Origin of the sequence: Actinoallomurus sp. NPDC050550 (assembly GCF_040655075.1) — a bacterium.
GTDB lineage: Bacteria > Actinomycetota > Actinomycetes > Streptosporangiales > Streptosporangiaceae > Actinoallomurus.
Window position 1 is genome coordinate 61,829 of sequence record NZ_JBFAJC010000038.1, and the last position, 19,331, is coordinate 81,159.

General features: G+C 70.8%; 19 protein-coding genes. 7 read left to right on the plus strand and 12 right to left on the minus strand.

Translation table 11 applies throughout. The features are described 5' to 3' along the window. Window positions 1-45: 45 nt before the first annotated feature. Together AB0I04_RS37835 and AB0I04_RS37840 are read right to left on the minus strand one after the other, a co-directional pair. The gene (locus tag AB0I04_RS37835; RefSeq protein ID WP_360896062.1) at window positions 46-420 is read right to left on the minus strand and encodes a DUF3037 domain-containing protein; all 375 of its coding nucleotides are present in this window, start codon (window positions 418-420) and stop codon (window positions 46-48) included. Beyond that, complete coding sequence (locus AB0I04_RS37840) at window positions 417-1,241, minus strand: HipA family kinase (RefSeq protein WP_360896065.1); 825 nt, start codon at window positions 1,239-1,241, stop codon at window positions 417-419. Before AB0I04_RS37840 ends, AB0I04_RS37835 begins: the two co-directional genes overlap by 4 nt. Window positions 1,242-1,418: 177 nt before the next feature. Here AB0I04_RS37840 and AB0I04_RS37845 point away from each other — a divergent pair, with 177 nt between their 5' ends. Together AB0I04_RS37845 and AB0I04_RS37850 are read left to right on the plus strand one after the other, a co-directional pair. Next, window positions 1,419-2,078 (plus strand): GntR family transcriptional regulator, encoded by a 660-nt coding sequence (locus AB0I04_RS37845; RefSeq protein ID WP_360896068.1) that lies wholly within the window; start codon window positions 1,419-1,421, stop codon window positions 2,076-2,078. Next, entirely contained in the window at window positions 2,075-3,076 is a 1,002-nt protein-coding gene (locus AB0I04_RS37850; protein ID WP_360896071.1) for a 1-aminocyclopropane-1-carboxylate deaminase, read from the plus strand. Before AB0I04_RS37845 ends, AB0I04_RS37850 begins: the two co-directional genes overlap by 4 nt. 38 nt (window positions 3,077-3,114) lie before the next feature. On the opposite strand, the gene AB0I04_RS37855 is transcribed toward AB0I04_RS37850, so the two are convergent. Continuing rightward, entirely contained in the window at window positions 3,115-3,519 is a 405-nt protein-coding gene (locus AB0I04_RS37855; protein ID WP_360896074.1) for a hypothetical protein, read from the minus strand. Window positions 3,520-3,701: 182 nt separating this feature from the next. Here AB0I04_RS37855 and AB0I04_RS37860 point away from each other — a divergent pair, with 182 nt between their 5' ends. Beyond that, window positions 3,702-6,053: a transketolase C-terminal domain-containing protein gene (locus tag AB0I04_RS37860; RefSeq protein WP_360896077.1), complete on the plus strand. Its 2,352-nt coding sequence runs from the start codon at window positions 3,702-3,704 to the stop codon at window positions 6,051-6,053. A gap of 67 nt (window positions 6,054-6,120) precedes the next feature. On the opposite strand, the gene AB0I04_RS37865 is transcribed toward AB0I04_RS37860, so the two are convergent. The 3 genes from AB0I04_RS37865 to AB0I04_RS37875 form a co-directional block, all read right to left on the minus strand. Then, entirely contained in the window at window positions 6,121-7,890 is a 1,770-nt protein-coding gene (locus AB0I04_RS37865) for a sialidase family protein (protein ID WP_360896079.1), read from the minus strand. 288 nt (window positions 7,891-8,178) lie between these two features. Continuing rightward, window positions 8,179-8,562 carry a hypothetical protein gene (locus AB0I04_RS37870; RefSeq protein WP_360896081.1) on the minus strand — a complete coding sequence of 128 codons (384 nt, stop codon included), beginning with the start codon at window positions 8,560-8,562 and terminating at the stop codon, window positions 8,179-8,181. Between the two features lie 165 nt (window positions 8,563-8,727). Further along, window positions 8,728-10,908: an MMPL family transporter gene (locus AB0I04_RS37875; RefSeq protein WP_360896084.1), complete on the minus strand. Its 2,181-nt coding sequence runs from the start codon at window positions 10,906-10,908 to the stop codon at window positions 8,728-8,730. A 168-nt stretch (window positions 10,909-11,076) separates the two neighbouring features. On the opposite strand from AB0I04_RS37875, the gene AB0I04_RS37880 reads away from it, so the two are divergent. Next, entirely contained in the window at window positions 11,077-12,369 is a 1,293-nt protein-coding gene (locus AB0I04_RS37880; protein ID WP_360896087.1) for a M18 family aminopeptidase, read from the plus strand. Window positions 12,370-12,491: 122 nt separating this feature from the next. Here AB0I04_RS37880 and AB0I04_RS37885 read toward each other — a convergent pair whose 3' ends face one another. From AB0I04_RS37885 to AB0I04_RS37895, 3 genes are all read right to left on the minus strand, one after another. Next, complete coding sequence (locus AB0I04_RS37885) at window positions 12,492-14,105, minus strand: esterase-like activity of phytase family protein (RefSeq protein ID WP_360896090.1); 1,614 nt, start codon at window positions 14,103-14,105, stop codon at window positions 12,492-12,494. Between the two features lie 88 nt (window positions 14,106-14,193). Next, window positions 14,194-14,676, minus strand: a complete 483-nt coding sequence (locus AB0I04_RS37890) for an SMI1/KNR4 family protein (protein ID WP_360896092.1) — start codon at window positions 14,674-14,676, stop codon at window positions 14,194-14,196. A 39-nt stretch (window positions 14,677-14,715) separates the two neighbouring features. Next, on the minus strand, window positions 14,716-15,258 hold the full coding sequence (locus AB0I04_RS37895) for a TetR/AcrR family transcriptional regulator C-terminal domain-containing protein (RefSeq protein ID WP_360896095.1): 543 nt from the start codon (window positions 15,256-15,258) through the stop codon (window positions 14,716-14,718). An 89-nt stretch (window positions 15,259-15,347) separates the two neighbouring features. On the opposite strand from AB0I04_RS37895, the gene AB0I04_RS37900 reads away from it, so the two are divergent. Beyond that, window positions 15,348-16,529, plus strand: a complete 1,182-nt coding sequence (locus tag AB0I04_RS37900; RefSeq protein ID WP_360896098.1) for an NAD(P)/FAD-dependent oxidoreductase — start codon at window positions 15,348-15,350, stop codon at window positions 16,527-16,529. A gap of 166 nt (window positions 16,530-16,695) precedes the next feature. Here AB0I04_RS37900 and AB0I04_RS37905 read toward each other — a convergent pair whose 3' ends face one another. Both AB0I04_RS37905 and AB0I04_RS37910 read right to left on the minus strand, forming a co-directional pair. Next, the gene (locus AB0I04_RS37905; protein WP_360896101.1) at window positions 16,696-16,788 is read right to left on the minus strand and encodes a DUF397 domain-containing protein; all 93 of its coding nucleotides are present in this window, start codon (window positions 16,786-16,788) and stop codon (window positions 16,696-16,698) included. Further along, complete coding sequence (locus AB0I04_RS37910; RefSeq protein ID WP_360896104.1) at window positions 16,785-17,627, minus strand: helix-turn-helix transcriptional regulator; 843 nt, start codon at window positions 17,625-17,627, stop codon at window positions 16,785-16,787. The genes AB0I04_RS37905 and AB0I04_RS37910 overlap by 4 nt, the downstream gene beginning before the upstream one ends. A gap of 152 nt (window positions 17,628-17,779) precedes the next feature. Between AB0I04_RS37910 and AB0I04_RS37915 the strand changes: the two genes are divergently transcribed. Together AB0I04_RS37915 and AB0I04_RS37920 are read left to right on the plus strand one after the other, a co-directional pair. After that, complete coding sequence (locus AB0I04_RS37915; protein ID WP_360896107.1) at window positions 17,780-18,145, plus strand: hypothetical protein; 366 nt, start codon at window positions 17,780-17,782, stop codon at window positions 18,143-18,145. Next, window positions 18,142-18,402 (plus strand): hypothetical protein, encoded by a 261-nt coding sequence (locus tag AB0I04_RS37920; RefSeq protein ID WP_360896110.1) that lies wholly within the window; start codon window positions 18,142-18,144, stop codon window positions 18,400-18,402. The genes AB0I04_RS37915 and AB0I04_RS37920 overlap by 4 nt, the downstream gene beginning before the upstream one ends. A 12-nt stretch (window positions 18,403-18,414) precedes the next feature. Here AB0I04_RS37920 and AB0I04_RS37925 read toward each other — a convergent pair whose 3' ends face one another. Further along, window positions 18,415-19,305, minus strand: a complete 891-nt coding sequence (locus AB0I04_RS37925; RefSeq protein ID WP_360896113.1) for a LysR family transcriptional regulator — start codon at window positions 19,303-19,305, stop codon at window positions 18,415-18,417. Window positions 19,306-19,331 lie beyond the last annotated feature (26 nt).

A 19,331-nucleotide genomic window follows, 5' to 3' on the forward strand; every position in this document is an offset into this window, starting at 1 on the left:
GACCCGACGCGCGAGCGCCCGCGAGGTAGGCAAAGAAGACGGAGATCAGCGGACGAGGACGTCGAGCAGGCGGTCGAGTTCGGCGGCCGCGTCGGCGGTCAGGCCGGAGTGCACCGGGCCGGGCTGCACCACGGTGCTGCGCGGTGCCGTGAGCCAGCGGAAGCGGGCGCCGAGGGACTCGGCCGCCGCCTGGCCGGCGCGCGGCCCGCCGCAGCAGATGTCGTCGACCGCCTTGAGGGCGGCGCGCACCCCGTCGACGTCGAGGTCCGAGGACAGCACGCGGAGTCGCGCCTCGTCCACGTGCGTCCGGCAGCCGAGGAAGTCCTCGGACTGGCAGTAGAGGATCACCCCGACGTTGATGGTCTCGCCGCGTTCGACCCGGGGGATGACCCGGAGCACGGCGTACTCGAAGATGTTCATGCGAGCCACTTGGGTCGGGCCGACGGGCGCTCTTCCGCGTGGGGGGCCGCCGGCCGGGCGTCTCCCACCTCCGGCAGCCAGACGTCGGGTGTCGTCGCGCGGGTGCGCAGGTGCCCGACGTACGCCTCCGCGACGTCGGCGGGGGAGTCGAAGCCGGCCTCGCCGGCCAGCCACTCCTCGGGGACGAGCGCCACGACCTCGCGCAGCAGGTCCTCGGTGACCTTCGGGCCCAGGTCGCGGGCGGCGCGGGCCAGCCCGGCGTCGTCGACGAAGGTCGCCAGCACGTGGTCGCTCGCGTCGTACGGGCGGGAGACCAGCTTGTCCGCCGAGGCCCACGCGTGGTGGAAGTACAGGCTGGCGCCGTGGTCGATCAGCCAGACGTCGCCGTGCCAGACCAGAAGGTTCGGGTTGCGCCAGCTCCGGTCGACGTTGCCGATCAGCGCGTCGAACCACAGGACGGACGCGGCGAAGTCGGCCTCGGGCGTCCAGGCCAGCGGGTCGAAGCCGAGCGACCCGGGCAGGTAGTCGACGCCGAGGTTGCGGCCGGGGCTGGCCTTGAGCAGGTCCTGGATGTCCGGGTCGGGCTCGTGCCGGGCGATCACCGGGTCGATGTCCACGGTCACCAGGTCGGGCACGCGGAGACCGAGCCGCCGGCCGAGCTCGCCCGCGATGATCTCGGCGATCAGTGCCTTGCGACCCTGCCCGGCGCCGTGGAACTTCACGACGTACGTGCCCAGGTCGTCGGCCTCGACGATGGCGGGCAGGGACCCGCCCTCCCGGAGGGGGGTCACATAGCGCGTGGCCGTGACGTTCGTCAGCACGCGCCAACCGTACCGGGCGTGTGCCGGCACGCGTGCACGACGTACGCGCATGCCGGCCCCGCGTGCGCACACGCTCCGGTGACGAGAGAAATCCTATGAACGCACGCCGAGCAGGCATGATGCAGATGTCACACAGTGTGTTGACGTATCGAACGAACCAATATCTAATATATTGGTATGCCCTCAGAACGGCTTCCCCGGCTCGACCGCTCCCTGCTCCGCGACCAGGCGTACTGCATGCTGCGCGACGCGATCGTCGATGGCGACCTGGCGCCCGGGGAGATCATCCGGGACGGCGAGCTGGCCGAGCGGGTCGGCCTGTCGCGCACGCCGGTCCGCGAGGCGCTCGCCCGCCTCGCGGACGAAGGACTCATTGAGACCAAGCCGCACGCCTACACCCGCGTCACCCCGCTCGTGGTGCGCGACGTCCGCGACGCGTACGTCGTCGTCCGGGCCATGCACGAGCTGGCCGTGCGCACGGCGGTGCCGGTCCTGACGGAGCGGCACATCGAGACGATGCGCGCGGCCAACGCGCGGTTCGCCGCCGCCCTGGACACCGGCGACGTCCAGGCCGCGCTGGCCGCCGACGACGAACTGCACGACGTCCCCGTGGCCGCGGCGGGCAACCGCGCGGTGGCCGCGACGATCGAGCGTTACCTGCCGCTGATCCGGCGGCTGGAGCGGCTGCGGTTCGGCTCCCTTCCGGGGCGGCGCTCGATCACTCTGCACGACCGCCTGATCAACGCCTGCGCCGCGGGCGACGCCGAGGCGGCCGTGGCCGCCACCGCCGAGATCTGGGCCACGCTCGGCGACCTTCTCGACAAGGAGACCTCATGACGACGCTGGACGACTTCCCCCGCGAGCGGCTGCTGTTCGAGCCCTCGCCGGTGCACCCGCTGCCCCGGCTGACCGAGCACCTCGGCGGCGCGGTGAACCTGTGGGCCAAGCGGGAGGATTGCAACTCCGGGCTCGCCTACGGCGGCAACAAGACGCGCAAGCTCGAGTACCTGGTCGCCGACGCGCTCGCCCAGGGCTGCGACACGCTCGTGTCGATCGGCGGCGTGCAGTCCAACCACACCCGGCAGGTCGCCGCCGTCGCCGCCCGGCTCGGCCTGAAGTGCGTCCTGGTGCAGGAGAGCTGGGTGGAATGGCCCGACGCCGTCTACGACCGGGTCGGCAACATCCTGCTGTCGCGCCTGCTCGGCGCCGACGTCCGGCTGGTCGAGGCCGGTTTCGGCATCGAGTTCAAGGAGAGCTGGGAGAAGGCCCTGCAGGACGTCCGTGATCGCGGCGGCAAGCCGTACGCCATCCCGGCGGGCGCGTCGGACCACCGCCTCGGCGGCCTCGGCTTCGCCGGCTGGGCGCGCGAGGTCGAGGAGCAGGAGCGCGAGCTGGGCGTCCTCTTCGACACCATCGTCGTCTGCTCGGTGACGGGCAGCACCCAGGCCGGGATGGTCGCCGGTTTCGCGGGGAAGGGGCGGCGGATCATCGGCATCGACGGCTCCGCCAAGCCGAAGGAGACGCACGACCAGATCACCCGTATCGCTCGGAACACCGCCTCGCTGATCGGCACGGAGGTCCGCGACGACGAGGTCATTCTCGACGAGCGGTACCACGCCGGGACGTACGGCATCCCCGACGAGCAGACCCTGGAGGCGATGCGGCTCGCCGCGCGGTTCGAAGGGATGATCACCGACCCGGTGTACGAGGGCAAATCGATGGCAGGCCTCGTCGATCTCGTGGCGAACGGCGAGATCGAGGCGGGATCGAACGTCCTCTACGCGCACCTGGGCGGGCAACCGGCGCTCAACGGATACGCCGCCCTGTTCCGCTGAGCGTCCGGCCGCCTGACCGCTTCGGCGAGGCCGCGGGCCTACTTGACCTTGCAGTACTTGTTCGAGTGGCCGCGCAGGACCTGCCACACCTTGTACCTCGGCTCGAACTTCTTCTTCCCGTGGGTCTGGCCGTGGGTGTCCAGGGGAATGCACAGGTACTTCCAGTGACCGCTGAAGTTGTGGCGCGTCACCACGGCAGCGGTGATCAGCTTGCCCTTGGTGCAGTGGTCGTTGAAGTAGAAGGTGGTGCTGTAGGTGGCCTGCTTCCAGGAGAAGGTCACGGTCTTGTTGCCGCCGTAGCCCTTGCCGCAGTGGATGGCCGACTTGCCCTGGATCGTGATCGGTGTGCTCTTGGCGGCAGGGGCGGCCTGTGCCGGAGCGCCTAGGAGGGCAACCGCGAAGCCTGCTGCGGCGGTGGTTCCGAGGAGCTTGAGGGAGCGCATGAGTTCCTTCCCGAGCGGGTGGACGACGCCGGACGCGCCCCCGTGGGACCGGGGCGCGCGTGACGGTGAAATGCTGGCTCACGCTGGAGTGTCGGAAAAGAATCCAACGGCTCAACTTCCGATCGTGGGATTGGGTCTCAGGTCCCATCCCACGCCGGGTACTACTCCGCTAAGGGGCTGACATGGTCGATGTTCGCGACAAGGACGTCATCGCGGGTGTGGATGTGCACGTGCTGGAGGAGATCCAGCGCCGGGTGCTCTGGCTGGCCGTGCGCATCGTCGACGCGGCCAACCGGGAGCGCGACACGGGCGACGGAGTGAAGGTCGGCGGGCACCAGGCGTCGAGCGCCTCGCTCGTCACCGCGATGACCGCGCTGTGGTTCGCGCACCTGAACGCCGAGGACCGGGTGAGCGTCAAGCCGCACGCCTCTCCGGTGTTCCACGCGATCAAGTACCTCCTCGGCGACCTTGACCGCTCCTACCTCACGACCCTGCGCGCCCGCGGCGGCCTGCAGTCGTACCCGAGCCGCACCAAGGACCCCGACGACGTCGACTTCTCGACCGGCTCGGTGGGCCTGGGCGCGGCGGCGCCGCTGTTCGCCGCGGCCGTCCGCCGCTACGTCGACGCCCATTGGCGGGGCGAGTCCGCCGCGAAGGCGCGGTTCGTCGCGCTGCTCGGCGACGCCGAGCTCGACGAGGGCAACGTCTGGGAGGCCATCGCCGACCCGGCCACCCAGGGTCTCGGAAACGTCATGTGGGTCGTCGACTTCAACCGGCAGTCGCTGGACCGCGTCGTGCCCGGCGTGCGGATCGCCCAGTGGCGCGGGCAGTTCGAGGCGGCCGGCTGGCACGTCGTCGAGGTGAAGTACGGCCGGCGGCTGTGCGAGGCGCCCGCCGCCGTGCGCGGCTGGATCGACGCGATGCCGAACGAGCACTACCAGGCGCTGTTCGGGCTCACCGGCGCGAAGCTGCGCGAGACGTTCCTGGACGGTGCGCCCGCCGAGGTCGCCGCCGCCGTCGCGGACGTCCCCGACGACGAGTTCGCCGGGCTCGTCCAGGACCTCGGCGGCCACGACCTGGTCGCCATGCTGGAGGCGTACGCCCAGTGCGACGCGGTCACCGACCGGCCCAGCGTCGTGTTCGCGTACACGGTCAAGGGCCACGGCCTGCCGATCGCCGGGAACCCGCGCAACCACTCCGCCCTGCTCACCGGCGAGCAGATCGACGCGCTGCGCGGCTCCCTGCGGGTGCCCGGCGACGAGTGGGCCCGGTTCGACCCGGCGACCCCCGAGGGCATCCTGTCCAACCAGCGGCGTGAGGCCCTGCGCCGTACGCCCGCCCCCGGCGCGCTCGGCGTGGCCGTTCCGGCGGCGACCGGGGTACGGACGTCGCGGCCCGTCTCGACCCAGGACGCCTTCGGCAAGATCCTCGTCGACCTGTCCCGGGCCGAGGAGGTCGCGCCGTACCTGGTCACGACCGCGCCGGACGTCGCCACCTCGACCAACCTCGCCGGGTTCATCAATCGCACGGGCGTGTTCGCGCCCGCCGAGCAGCGGGCGTGGAGCGTGGATCCGCTGCTGAAGTGGACCGAGGGGCCGACGGGCCAGCACATCGAGCTGGGCATCTCGGAGATGAACCTCTTCCTCCTCCTCGGCCAGCTCGGGCTCGCCGGTGACCTGCACGGGCAGCCGCTGCTGCCGGTCGGCACGGTGTACGACCCGTTCGTCTGCCGGGGCCTGGACGCCTTCATCTACAGCGTCTACTCCGGGGCGCGGTTCGTCGTCGCGGGCACGCCGTCGGGGGTGACGCTCGCGCCGGAGGGCGGGGCGCACCAGTCGACGATCACCGCGTCGATCGGGCTCGAGCTCCCCAACGTCACGTACGTCGAGCCCGCCTACGCCACCGCCCTGGACTGGCTGCTGTGCGACGCGCTGGGCCGGATCGCCGCCGGCCCGGCCGAGACGACCACCGCGGTCCCGGCCGAGGACGGCGCGTACTACTTCCGCCTGACCACCCGCCCCCTGGACCAGACGCCGTTCGAGCAGGCGCGGGAGCGGCTCGGGGACGCGGTGCTGCGCCGCCAGGTGCTCGCCGGGGCGTACCTGCTGCACCGGTCGGAGGTCGACGGCCCGGCCGTGCAACTGGCCGCCTCGGGCGCCGTCCTGCCCGAGGCGCTGGCCGCCGCCCGTGAGCTGGAAGAGGAGGGCATCGCCGCGCACGTCGTCGACGTGACCTCCCCGGACCGGCTCTACTCCGCGTGGCAGCGGACCCTGCGCCAGGGCGTCCGCACGGCCACGACCCCCTCGGAGGCGGGCGCGCTCCGCGCCGCCTTCCCGGTCCGGGCGCCGATCGTCACCGTCCACGACGCCGCGTCGCACGCGCTCGCCTGGCTCGGCTCGGTCTTCGGCGTGTCGTGCGTGCCGCTCGGCGTCGACCAGTTCGGCCAGTCCGGGGCGATCGCCGAGCTGTACGAGCTGCACGACCTGCTCCCGGGCTCCATCGTCAACGCCGCCCTGGCCGCCCTGTCCCTCTGAACAAGGCGGCCGTCCGGACGGCGTGCGCGGCCGGGGCGCGCCATCTGCGCGCCCGGCCGCGGCCCGGTCACGGGATCGGTACGCGGGCGACGATCTGCTGCTGGTAGTGGTGCGGATTCGTGCCGTCGTCGTACGTGCTGACCGAGGTGGTCACCTGCGCCGATCCGGCGGTGATGTTCCCGAAGTAGTCGCCGAGGAAGGTCGTGGTCCCGGTGGCGCTCCCGGAATGCGGCGAGTTCAGCTGCGGATCCCAGGTGTGCTCGGACATCCGGATGTTGTGCCCCTTCGGCTGGAGCACCGCCGTGTAGAACTGGATGCTCGTGTTGACGCAGTAGTTCGCCGCGCCGTAGGGCGGCAGGGAGCCGCCGTAGTTCGGGTTGACGGTGTCGAGCGACAGGCCGGCCGCGGTCGCCTCGGCGCTTCCGGACGCCGGGCACGGCAGTCTCCGGTCGTAGAAGGCCACGCTGACGGTGCCGTCCGGAGCGACCGCGAGGTTCGGCTGGAACTCGTCGGCCCGCCCGGTGTTGTCATTGACCTTGATCGGAGCCGACCAGGTCCTGCCTTCGTCGGTGGACATCGACAGGACGACGTCGTCCACGCCGGAGCCGTAGTCCTCCCAGGAGGCGTACAGCGGATAGTGCCCGCCGACCTTGACCGTGCCGACCGTGAAGGTGTTCTCGATTCCGTCGCGGAAGGTGGTGTTGGCGTAGGTGGCGCCCGGCGGGACGATGCCCGACGCCACGATCGAGGGACCGGACCAGCTCGCGCCCCCGTCGGTGGACACGTCGACACCGATCGTGTCGGTGGTGTGCCCGCCGTTCACCGGTGCCGCGGTCAGGGTCGTGTAGACCGTGCCGTCGGGGGCGATGTGCGGCAGGAGGTACGTGTCGCCGCCCGGCTGCATCGAGCCGGCCGGCAACCGCTTGGGCACCGACCAGGCGGTATGCGTGCCGTCCGCGTGCGCGTCGGCGTAGGACACGTACGGCACCGGCGTCGGCTCGTGGAAGTCGACCCACATCAGGTACACGCGGTTGTAGTGCGGACTGGACGGGTTCGTGTCGATGGCCATCCACTGCTTGTCGGGCTCGTTGCCCATGCTGTCGTAGGTCGCGACGTAGTCGGGGTGACCGTCGCGGGTCGTCAGCCACTGGCCGGCCTTCGTGGAGCCGTGCGGGCGCACCGCCACCGAGACGGCCTCGGCGGGCAGGGCCGGGTTCGGCTCGAGGTTCGGGTTGGTCTTGAAGTTGTGGCTGCCGTCGTCGTTGTAGAAGAACTGGTAGGGCAGGAGGAAGGAGTAGTAGTTGCCGAAGCCGTCGAAGGCGCCGATCGGATCGGTCGTGTCGGTCCAGCCCTCGGTGCCGGGAACATGCCCCTGGACCGGCCAGGTGGATCCGCCGTCGAACGACTCGTAGAACCCGAGTTGATGGTTGTAGCCCTCGGCGCTGACGATCCACTTCGACGAGCCGATCAGGTGCTTCGGGTCGGTCGGATCGACCCGGATGTCGGACTCGCTGTGGTCCTTCACGAGCATGGGGGTGGCCGCGGGATATCCGGGGTTGCTGCCGACCTGGGTGGCGTATGGACCGGCCGCGCCGGTGTCCTCTCCCGTGGTGGCTCCCGGGCAGGCGGACATTCCGGTATATCCGTCGACGGGGCCGTTATCGGTGAAGTACGGGACCTCCGGGCGGTAGCAGCTGGTCTTCTGGGTTGTGGCGTCGACTGCCTGGACGTGATGGGCGGCGAAGCTCGCCGCGTAGGCGGCATCACTCTGCGTGCCCTGGGGGAGAGAGGCCGTCGCGGCGAGAGCGTGTCCGGGGAGGGCCGTTCCGACGGTCAACGCGAGTGCGGCCAACATGATCGAGCGTGGCGAGGGCAAATTCGGTCACCCCTTTGTGCGAAATGAGGCCCGGGCTGCGCAGAACGGTAGACCGCATTGCCGCATGGGCGCTATGGGGCCGAATGTCCGCCATTGGCCAGCTACGGTGCAAAGCCACACGATCTGCTCCCGGCTCGATCGTCAACGTCGCCCTGGGCCGCCCTCGCGCTCGGATAGGTCCCTGGCGAAGACGCGGAAACGCCCCGGTCGCGACCGACGGCGACCAGGGCGTTGGGGGACAGGCGCGGCTCAGTGCACCTTGCAGTACTTGTTCTTGTGGCCGGCGAGGACCTTCCACACGTGGTAGCCGTCGTCCGGGCTGCCGAACTTCTTGTTGCCCTTGGTCCCGCCGTGCGTGTCCAGCGGGCGGCACCAGTACTGGTAGTGGTCCACGCGGTAGTTGCGGCTCACCACGGCAGCCCGGATCAGCTTGCCCTTGGTGCAGTGGTTGTTGAAGTAGATCTTGGTGGAGCTCCAGCCCTCTTTCCACGTGAAGTGGACGTTGGACTTGCCGCACTTGACGTAGGACGAGCTCTGAGCCGTGATCGGCGAGGCCTGGGCGCCCGTGGCGCCCAGCGTGGTGAGGAGGGCGCCGGCGGCGAGGGTGGTCCCAAGAAGCGCAAGCTTACGCATGAGTTCCTTTCCAGGAAGGTGCGGGATTCAGCGCGTTCGGACGTACGCCGACATGGCCGACGTCCGAACGGCGGATCACATGCTTCTTTGCGGCCGGTGACCAGAACAGAGGCCTCAGGCTCAATCCGCGGAACGCGGATTGAGCCTCAGGTCCCAGCGTCTCGTTCAGCCGCTGGTGGGGACGTATGCCGGTGGTGTCGCGGCAGGCTCCGCTGTGACCGACGTCTCGCCGTGGGTGAGGCCGGGCAGCCAGGACAGCCACCGCGGGAGGTACCAGTTCGCCTCGCCGAGCAGGCTCATCACGGCCGGGAGCAGCACCGCGCGGACGATCGTCGCGTCCAGCAGCACGGCGATGGACAGCCCGACCCCCATCTGCTTGAAGTCCTGCATCGACAGGGTGCCGAAGACGGCGAACACCGCGACCATGATGACGGCCGCGCTGGTCACGGCCCCGGCCGTCGCGCGGATGCCCTGCGCCACCGCCTGCGTCGTCGGCGTGCCGCGGTCGTGGGCCTCGCGGATCCGGGACACGACGAACACGTGGTAGTCCATCGACAGCCCGAACAGCACGACGAAGACGAACAGCGGCAGCCAGGACTCGATCGCCCCGACGCCATGGGTGCCGACGAGACTCGCGCCCCACCCGTGCTGGAACATCGCCACCATCACCCCGTACGCCGCGCCCACCGACAGCAGGTTGAGCACGATCGCGGTGGCGGCGATCGGGATCGAGCGGAACGAGATGAGCATCAGCACGAACGTGATGCTCAGCACGAAGACGAAGACCGGCACGATGCTGTGCCGCAGCTGGGTGTTCCAGTCGGTCGAGGAGGCCAGGGTGCCGGTGACGTGCGCCTCGGCGACCCCGCCGAACGCCGCGGGTACCAGGCGCTGCCGCAGGGTCGCGAGGGCGTGCCGTGACGTGGCGTCGGAGCCGTTCCCGGCCAGCGGCACGCTGATCGTGGCGACGTTCGCCGCCGCGTGGACCTGCGTACGGACCGGCCGGCCGAACTCCCCGCTCTGCCGCGCGGCGTCCTGCAGCGACCGGATCGCCTGCCGTACGCGCGGCGCCTGGACGTCCGGCGCCTTGACCACGATGAGGGCGGGGTCGGGGCCGCCGGGGAAGGCCGCGTTGATGTGGTGGTAGGTCTGGATCAGGGCGGCGTTCTTCGGGAGCTGCTGCTCCATCCGGAGCTTCTCGGTGTGCATGCCGAGCGCCGGGGCGGCCAGGGCGAGGAGGAAGGCGGCGGCCAGCGCGGCGGCGATGCCGGGGCGGGCCAGGACGGGGCGCAGCACCGCGTTCCAGAGTCGGGGGGTCGACCGCCTGCGGTGCAGGAACGGGATGCGCCCGAACTCCACCTTGTCGCCCAGCAGCGACAGCAGGGCGGGCAGGACCGTGACGGAGCCGATCATCGCGATGAGCACCACGAGGATCGTCGCGACCGCGAAGCCCTCGAACAGCAGCATCCCGGACAGGAACATCCCGGCCATCGCCACCATGACCGTCAGCCCGGACACCAGCACCGACCGGCCGGACGTCGCGGCGGCGATGCGCAGCGCGGTCTCCCTGTCCCGTCCGGCGGCGCGCTCCTCACGCTCCCGGCGCAGGTAGAACAGGCAGTAGTCGACGCCGACGGCGAGGCCCATCAGCAGCATCACCGAGTTCGCCGAACCGTCCATGTGCATGGCGTGGCTGACGACGGCGAGCAGTCCGTTCGCCGCGAGGAACGCGGTCAGCGCGATGGCCACCGGCATGACGGCGGCGAGCAGTGCCGCGAAGGCGACCAGCAGGATGCCCAGCGCCAGCGGCACGGCGGTCAGCTCGGCGCGGGAGAAGTCCTCGCCCAGCGTCTTGTTGAACCACCGCTCACCGGACGCGTCCCCGAACTCCTCCACCCGGACCTCCGGATGCCGGGCCCCGGCCTGCGCCACCGCGGCCTGGACCGGCGCGACCCGGTCGGCCGCCGTCTTCGGGTCGCCCGCCATGTCGAACTGCACCAGCGCGTCCCGACGATCGCGGGAGATCAGCGGTTCGCGTACGGTCGCGGCCCGGCCGCTGCCGCGGATCGCGCGGGTCACGTCCGGGATCGCCGCGCGGAACCCGTCCGGAGCGGCGCTGTGCACGAGCACCATCTCGGTGGCGGGGCTCTTGATGCCCGCGTCCTCCAGGATGCGGACCGCGCGCCCGGAGTCGCCGGTGCCCTGCTCGGCGTTGGTCAGCTGCTTCTGCCCGGCCATGCCGCCGATGAGCACGGCCGCGACCACGAACAGCAGCCACCCGAAGATCGCGGTCTTTCTATGGCGGGCGCTCCAGCCGCCCAATCGCGCGGCCACGTTGTCCTTCATGGGGGGTCCCCTTCACCATCCGGCGGGTTTATGTCCTCGCTGATGACGGTAGAAATCCGGGGACCCGCGCCCCAGCCGGTGAACCCCCGGCCCGGCGGGAGGTGACCACCGGGCGATGGTGGTGCTGCCTACACCACCGTCCGTCCGGCCCTCCCTATCCTTGGTCTCATGAGCGCCCAGTCCCGCTTCGATCGCGGCCACACCGACGACCTCGCCGACTTCATCGCCGCCAGCCCGTCCCCGTACCACGCGGTGGCGAGCGCGGCCGAGCGCCTGGAGAAGGCCGGGTTCCGGCAGGTGGCAGAGACGGACGCCTGGACCGGCGAGGCGGGCGGGCGCTATGTCGTACGCGGCGGGGCGATCGTCGCCTGGTACGTCCCGGAACACGCGCGCCCCGAGACCCCGTTCCGGATCGCCGGCGCGCACACCGACTCACCGAACCTGCGGGTCAAGCCGCTCCCGGACTCCGGTGCGTACGGCTGGCGGCAGGTCGCCGTGGAGATCTACGGCGGGCCGTTGCTCAACAGCTGGCTCGACCGCGACCTCGGCCTGTCCGGCCGGATCGCGCTGCGCGACGGCAGTACGCGCCTGATCGCCGTCGACCGGCCGCTGCTGCGAGTGCCGCAGCTGGCCATCCACCTCGACCGGTCCATCGGGGAGAAGGGCCTCCAGCTGGACCGGCAGCGGCACACGCAGCCGATCTGGGCCCTCGGCGCGGTCGACGAGGGCGCGCTGATCAGGTTCGTCGCGGAGGAGGCGGGGGTCGAGGCGTCGGCGATCGTCGGCTGGGACCTGATGACGCACGACGTGCAGCCGCCCGCGTACCTCGGCCGCGACCAGGAGTTCCTGGCCGCCGCGCGGCTCGACAACCAGCTGTCGGTGCACGCGGCCACCGCCGCGCTCGCCGCGGCCGCCGCCTCACCCGACCTGCCGTACATCCCCGTCCTCGCGGCGTTCGACCACGAGGAGAACGGCAGCGAGGCCGACACCGGCGCGGGCGGCCCGCTGCTCGGAGCGATCCTCGAGCGGTCGGTCTACGCGCGGGGCGGCTCGTACGACGACCGCGCGCGGGCGTTCGCCGGCACGATCTGCGTCTCCGCCGACACCGGCCACGCCGTCCACCCGAACTACCCCGAGCGCCACGACCCGACCCACCGCCCGATGCCGAACCACGGGCCGATCCTCAAGGTCAACGTCAACCAGCGGTACGCCACCGACGGGGTCGGCCGCGGCGTCTTCACCGCCGCGTGCGACCGCGCCGGGGTGCCCGTGCAGGCGTTCGTGTCGAACAACGCGATGCCGTGCGGGACGACCATCGGCCCGATCACCGCCGCCCGCCACGGCATCACCACGGTCGACGTCGGCGTGCCGATCCTGTCCATGCACTCCGCGCGCGAGCTGTGCGGCGCCGACGACCCGTACCTCCTCGCCCGCGCGCTGACGGCGTTCCTGGAGGACTGACCGGGTCGCCTCAGCCGCCTGGGCCGACCGGCCGCGCGTCAGCCGCTTGGGCTGAGCGGGGCCGTGTCAGCTGCTTGGGCTGAGCGGGGCCGCGTCAGCTGCTTGGGCTGAGCGGGGCCGCGTCAGCCGCCGTTCACCGTGATGGTCACGGTGGCGGTGCTCGTGGCCGCGGGCAGCCGGGTCGTGTCGATCGCGAGGTACTCGCCGTCGTCCTGCCGGCCGTCGGGCAGCGTCTTGACGTGCAGGGCGTACGGGGGCGTGGCGTTCGTGACGCCGTCGACGCCGAAGTCGCTGTCGTTGCTGATCACGAGCGTGCGCCCGCCGTCGGTCGTGGCGACGCCCTCGATCTTGTCGTGCCCGAAGAAGCCGCCGGTCGGGTCCAGGCCGGTCAGCAGCCCGCCGAGGTCGAGGCCGAGGCTCTTGCCGACCGGCGTGACGCCGACGGTGGCCAGGTCCGACCGTGACGTCGCGGTGTCGTCCGAGCCGACGTACGCGTCGATCGTCTTGTGGCCCGCGCCGACGAGCAGCCCGCCCTTGGCCGCGTCGTACACGGCGCCGGGCACGGACGCCCGCGGCCCGACGTCCGTCGCGCCCGCCAGGTCGATCGTGAAGAGCCTCTTGTACGCGCCCGGCTCCATGTTCCCGTCACGCTCGTCGACGAGGAACCTCGTGTTGGACAGCGCGGTGATCTCGCTGACCGCCCCGCTGTTCTTCTTCGGGTCGTCGAGCAGGTAGACGTACTCGTGCGTCGCCCGCGTGCGCAGGTCGTACGTCACGATGCGCAGCGTCGTGATGTTCTTCGGCTTGGCGGTCACGTCGGGCTGCTGCAGCGCCGACTGCATGATGCCGACGAGCGTCCTGCCGTCGGGGGTGATGGTCAGCCCTTCCATGCCCTTGTTCGGCACCCGGTTCGCGAGTTCGCGGGGAAGGGAGCCGTCGAAGGGGGACAGCCGCTCGATCGCGCGGCCGGTCCGGTCGAAGTGCGTGATGAACGGCCCGTACTCGTCCGACACCCAGAAGGACCCGTCCCGCATCGCGACCAGGCCCTCCGAGTCGTACCCGCTCGCGCTCGGCGCCAGGGGGTTCCCGTTCAGGTCGACGAGGTTCTCCCCGGTGGTCGCCTGCGGGTTGACCCGGCCGGAGTACGGGGTGCCGTCGGCGGCGCGCAGCGGAATCGTCCTCTCGAGCACGGCCTTGCCGTCCCGCAGGCGGAACCGCCCGATGGACGGGGTGAACCCGGGCAGCGGGAGGATCTTCTCGCCGTTCGGGCCGTCGACGTTCGGCCCCCGGTCGGTCAGCCCGTAGAACTCGTCCCGCGAACCGGGCACGGCGGCGAGCGCGGAACCGTACGCACCGGCGGTGACCTTCACTCCGCCGATCGTGGCGAGCGGCGGCAGGTGGGTGGCGTACAGCCGGACCGCGTCGCTGACGGTGTAGCGGAAGGTATCGGTCCCGGTGAACCCGGCGGCCGGCGTGTACCGGAACGAACCGTCGGGGTTCAGGCTCAGCGACCCGTGCGCCGGGGAGGTGTGCGAGATCAATGTGATCGGCCGCCCGCTGTCATTCCGGAACAGACCGTGGCCGCGCACGTCGAGGGACCGCCCGGCCCGTACCCGGTAGACGTCGTCCCGCGCCCGCAGCGAGGGGTTGGATGTGCCGGCGGTGGCGACCCCGGCGCCGGAAAGGGACAGGGCCAGTGTTCCGGCGGCGGTTGCCGCGACGGCACGACGGTTCATCCGAGGTCTCCCATGGACGGTGTGGATCTGCCGTGCGGATTGTGCCGATCACGAGTGGACGGCCCGCGTCTTCTGGGCGACGCGGCGGTTAACCGCCCCTGGTGAGTGCCTGAGTGCACTGCCGCAGCGCGTACGAGCCGAAGTCGGCGGCGAGCCGTTCGGGACCACCGCGGTCGGCCGAGCCCGGGTCCCAGACGACGACCGGTGCCTCCCCGGCGCGGTCCCGGCGTGAGAGGTCGAGGCAGACGAGCCCGCCCATCCCGTCGTACTGGATGAGCAGCAGGTCCGGTGGGAAGCGGGGATCCGTCCGTGCGTCGAGCGTCCCGCTGACCGTACCGAGGAGCGTGTCGCCCATGGCGGGCGTCCGGTAGACGCCGAGGAAATCCGTGCCGTCCACCTCGCAGGAACCCACCTCGGCGAGGAAGCAGCGGTAAGAGGGCGGAAGCGGCGTGCCGAGCTCCCGTTCGGCCCGGGCGAGGTCCACCGGGCTCAACCCGCCCGTCCACCGGCAGGACCCGGGGTTGCCCCGCAGTAGTTCGACGAGAGAGACCACCGATGCGACAGCGCTCATATCCCGCACCCTAGCGATCCCGCCTCGCGGCCTCCCAGGTCACGGCAGTGAACCTCTGATGCCGGTGATGATCAGTTCGAGGCCTGCGAGGAAGGCGCGGTCGCGCTTCTCGCGAGGCCAGGTGTCGGCCTTCCGGGCCTGTTCTTCCATCGTGGAGCCGTTGACGTAGGCCATGACGGCGTCTACGGCGACGGTGGCGCCGTCCTCGGACAGACCGGCGGCGACCAAGGCGGCGACAAGGCCTTCGAAGGCGGCGACGGCCTCGTCGCTCGGCTGCTGGAAGCCGGTCAGGAGGCGCGCGCCGTCCCGGTGCGCCAGCATGACCTCGCGCGCGCCGATCGCGACGGTGCGAAGCCGCTCGTCCCAGGGGCCTTCGATCGGCGGGGCGGCCCCGTCCGGCGGGACGATCAGGTGCGCGACCATCGCGTCCAGCAGCGCCTGTTTGCTGGGGTAGTGCCGGTACAGCGCGCTCGCCCGCACCCCGAGCCGGCCCGCCAGCAGCCGCATGGTGAGGCCGTCCAGCCCGACCTCGTCGAGCAGCTCGATCGCGGCCTGCAACACCTCGGTGCGCCGCTGCCCCATGCACTCCTCCTGGCCGGTTGACAGATCGTCTCGATCTAGGTGAACAATGTACACGTGAACGTTGTTCACCTAGAAAGCGGAGGGATGGCATGACCGAAGATCTGGGCCGGGTACTGGTGATCGGGGCGGGGCTCGGCGGGCTGACGCTCGCGCACGCGCTCGTCCACGCGGGCATCGACGTGCGGGTGTACGAGGCCGACGAAGGGGCCGAAGAGCGGCTCCAGGGCTACCGGATCGGGCTTGGGCAGCCCGCCATGGACGCGCTGCGCGCGAGCCTGCCGCGGCGGCTTTACGAGCTGGTCGAGGTCACCAGCGGAGGCCTGACCGGGCCGGGGTTCATGTTCGACGAGCAGCTGAACGTGCTCAGCAGCGACCTGGAGGGGCCTCCGGCGGGGGCCCGGGCGATCGACCGGCAGGTGCTGCGGCGCAGCCTGCTCGGCGCGCTGGAGGACCGGATCGCGTACGGCAAGCGGCTGACGGGCGTCACCGAAGCCGACGGAACCGTGACCGCGCGTTTCGCCGACGGCACGGAGGCGACGGGGCAGGTCCTCGTCGGCGCCGACGGCGGGAACTCCGCCGTACGGCGGCACCTGGCACCCGAGGTCCGGCTCGTCGACTCGGACCTCTGCGGGGCCATGGGCCGTACGCCCCTCACCGACCGCTTCCTACGGCTTGTGCCGGGGCGCGGCACGATGGTCAAGGACCCTGAGGTCACGCTGATGTTGGGCCGCATGCAGTTCGACCGCGAACCCTCCGAGGCCGCCGCCGAACTCGCCCCCGAGCTGCACATGCCCCACCGGGAGAGCTACGTGAGGTGGGTGCTGATGGTCCCGCCAGGGCACCCGGCCGCGACCGGACCACGTCTCGAGGATGCGCGGGACCTGGTGCTGGAGCTCATCGACGGCTGGCATCCCGACCTGCTGGACCTGGTGCGCTCCGCCGACATGAGTGCCGCCGGCCGATCCCGGATCTTCGACCGGCCGATGCCGTCCTGGCCGGTCGGTCGGGTGACGCTCCTGGGCGACGCCGCGCACCTCACGCTGGCCAGCGGTGGCAACGGCGCGAACACCGCCATGCAGGACGCCGTACGGCTGGCCGCGCGACTTTCCAAGGTCGAGCGCGGCCAGCGCGACCTGACGTCGGCGCTCGGCGAGTACCAGGCCGACCTGCTCGAACGCGGGAACGCGGCCGTGGAGTATGGGAAGGAGAAGCTGAAGACGTTCATCTCCACGGAGACGACCACAGGGGTCGCGGAAGCCAGCCCTCGCTGAGGTCCGACATCGCGTGGAGCACCCCGGCGTGGACGAACGGAGCCAGCTCCCGCAGGGGCTCGTCGACCTGAGATGGAAACATGCGCCCTGGGTCCCTGCCCGAGCCGCCCGTAAAACAGCAGGCCGGACAGGGGACACGAGCCACCAGGCCCTTCCAAGAGAAGGCTTAGGACGTACGGATGGCCACGACGGCGACCTCGACGCAGTTGCCGCCATTGGAGGAACTGCGGCCGGCCTTGCGCCACTCCGCGAATGTCACGTCTGCGTCCATTGTTCTTTCATCACCTTCGAGATCACGTCGAGACTGGCATGGGCTGGGAGTGCCTGCGAACGAATCGCATCATACCGGTCTATGACATCCGCGACCTCGGATGAGTCAGTTGTCACCCGTCCTTCAGTCGCGTCGTCCAGGTAAACCGCGTCGTCGTCTCCGTCGATCTTCGCGATTACGAAGGCGCCGGACAGGCCGGATGTTTCCCCGGTGCCCAATGGGACGACTTGTATAGTGACGTTCTTAAGATTCGAAGCATCGATGAGGGCTGTGAGTTGGTCCTGCATCGTCTGGGAACTGCCCACGAGACGCCGGAGAACGCTCTCGTCGATGATCACCCATAGGAGGGTAGGGTTATCGGCCGTCAAAATCTGTTGGCGCTCGATCCGTGCGGCGACTTGCCGGTCCACCTCCGCATCGCTGATCCCTGGCTTCCCTGTGAGCATCGCGCGTGCGTACGCCGGTGTCTGGAGGAGGCCAGGTATGACGAGTGGTTCCCAGTTCCGGAGGACCCGTGCCCTCTGTTCGATTCCGATCCACTGCTCGAACCATGGGGGAACGGTCGCGCGTTGGCGGGCGCGTTTGATCGTTTTCCAGAGGCGATGGAAGGAGCCGTTGGTCTGGAAGTAGCTGTCGAGGTCTTGGGCGAAGGCCTCGGAGGGGGCCTTGTCGGCGAGTTCGACGGCGCCGACCCATTGGCCGGTGCAGCCGAGCGCGTCGGCCAGCTGGCTTTGGGAGAGGCGGGCGTCATTACGGAATGTGCGGATCTCCAGGCCGAAATGACCGATAAGTGAGTCGGGGCTGAGGTCGCGCTGCGGCCGGGCCATGAGACCTCCCTGGTTATCAACCCCCAGGCCTGGTGGAAATCGATGGAGCGGAGGTGATTTGCAGTTGGTTGTCGTTGGTGGCTGAGCGTAACCGCTCCACGTGATTCTGTAACCGGAAATCGGAAGGAATCCGAGGAACGGGGTCGCACAAAATGACAATTCCGGGACAAGTCACTACGGTCACACCACTCGTCGGCGGACTCGTCCGCGCCCTGACCATCCGGGGCCTGGCCGCCGAGGCCGTCGGCGCGGCCATGGTGTGGGCGGTCAACCGGGCGGCCGATCCCGACGGCGACGATCCGGTGGGCACAGCGATGAGCCCGGGGCTGCGCCAAGCGGTCGTGTGCCGCGCGGACGAGACAGGGCACCTGCTGTGGTGGTGGGTCTGGTCCGGCCCCACCCGGGACGCGCCACCCGAGTACGAAGCGCTCGGCCCCGCCAGCGAGATCGACGCGGCAGCCGTCCGGATCGCCGCCGTTCTCCGCCTCGACGGGGTCGTACCGGAGACGAGGGCGTGAGCGCGCCACCGACGCTCATCGATCCATGGCCGCCCGGCGCGTTGTCGGAGGCGCAGCTGACCGTGATTCTCCGGCGCCGGTTCCCCGACACCGTGTTGTGGTTCGGTCCGTACACCCGCCACTGGTGGGCGATGCTCCCCGTACGCGGCCGGTGGCGACTCATCGAAGCGGCCGATCCGGAAGAGCTGACCGGCGCGGTTCTCAGCGCCCGCGCCCGAGCCGGGGACGGCGGTCTGCCACGCACCGGCCGACGCTGACCGGAGCGATCCTCAGGGCGCGGTTGTGACGCTTTCGCTCAGCAGGGTGTGGACGGCCTGGACGGCGGGGGAGACCCACCGCGAGCGGGGGCGGATTAGCCAGAGTCGCTGTTCGGCGACGTCCGGCGGCCGGAGGCGTACGAGCTGGCCGTCGGTGAGCTCCTCGGCGACGGTCACCGTCGGGAGCAGGGCCACGCCGAGGCCGGCCGCGACGCAGCGTTTCACCGTCTCGACCCCGCCGAACCGAGGCCGGGCCACGGGGGCTCCGGCGGCGGCGATCAGGGCGGCGAGCTCGTCGCTGTAGGCGCAGCCCTCCTCCAGCAGGAGGACGCCCGTCGCCGCGAGCTCCGTCGGCGTGAGGGGACGGTCGCGGGGGAGGTCCGTCGTGGCGGGCGCGACGAGCGACAGCTCCTGCGCGCCCAGGTCCGCGACATCGGCCTGGGGGGTGTTCACCGACGGCTCCAGGGTCAGGGCGAGGTCGGCCCGGCGGTCGGCGATCGCGGTCAGCGCCGTGCGGGTGTCGGCGGGGAACAACGACAGGTCGACGTCCGGGAAGCGTTCGCGAAGCCTGGGCAGGAGCGGTGCCAACTGGTAGGCGCACACGGACTCCGGGGCGCAGAGCCGTACGGGGCCGGCGGGACGGTCGGCGTCGGCGGTGAGCTCGGCGAGCATGCGGTCTTCGAGATCGAGGATCTGCTCGGCCCGCTCGGCGAGCAGTGTGCCCGCGTGCGTGGGGGAGACGCCGCCGGGGTGCCGGTCGAGCAGGGGTGTTCCGGTGAGGCGCTCGAGCGCTTGGATGTGCGTGGTGACCGTCGACTGGACGAAGCCGAGCTCGGCGGCGGCCGTCGTGATCCCACCGGTGCGGACGACCGCGAGGAAGCTCCGGAGCAGACGGGTGTCCATCGAAGAATGCGATCCCCTTCATCGAT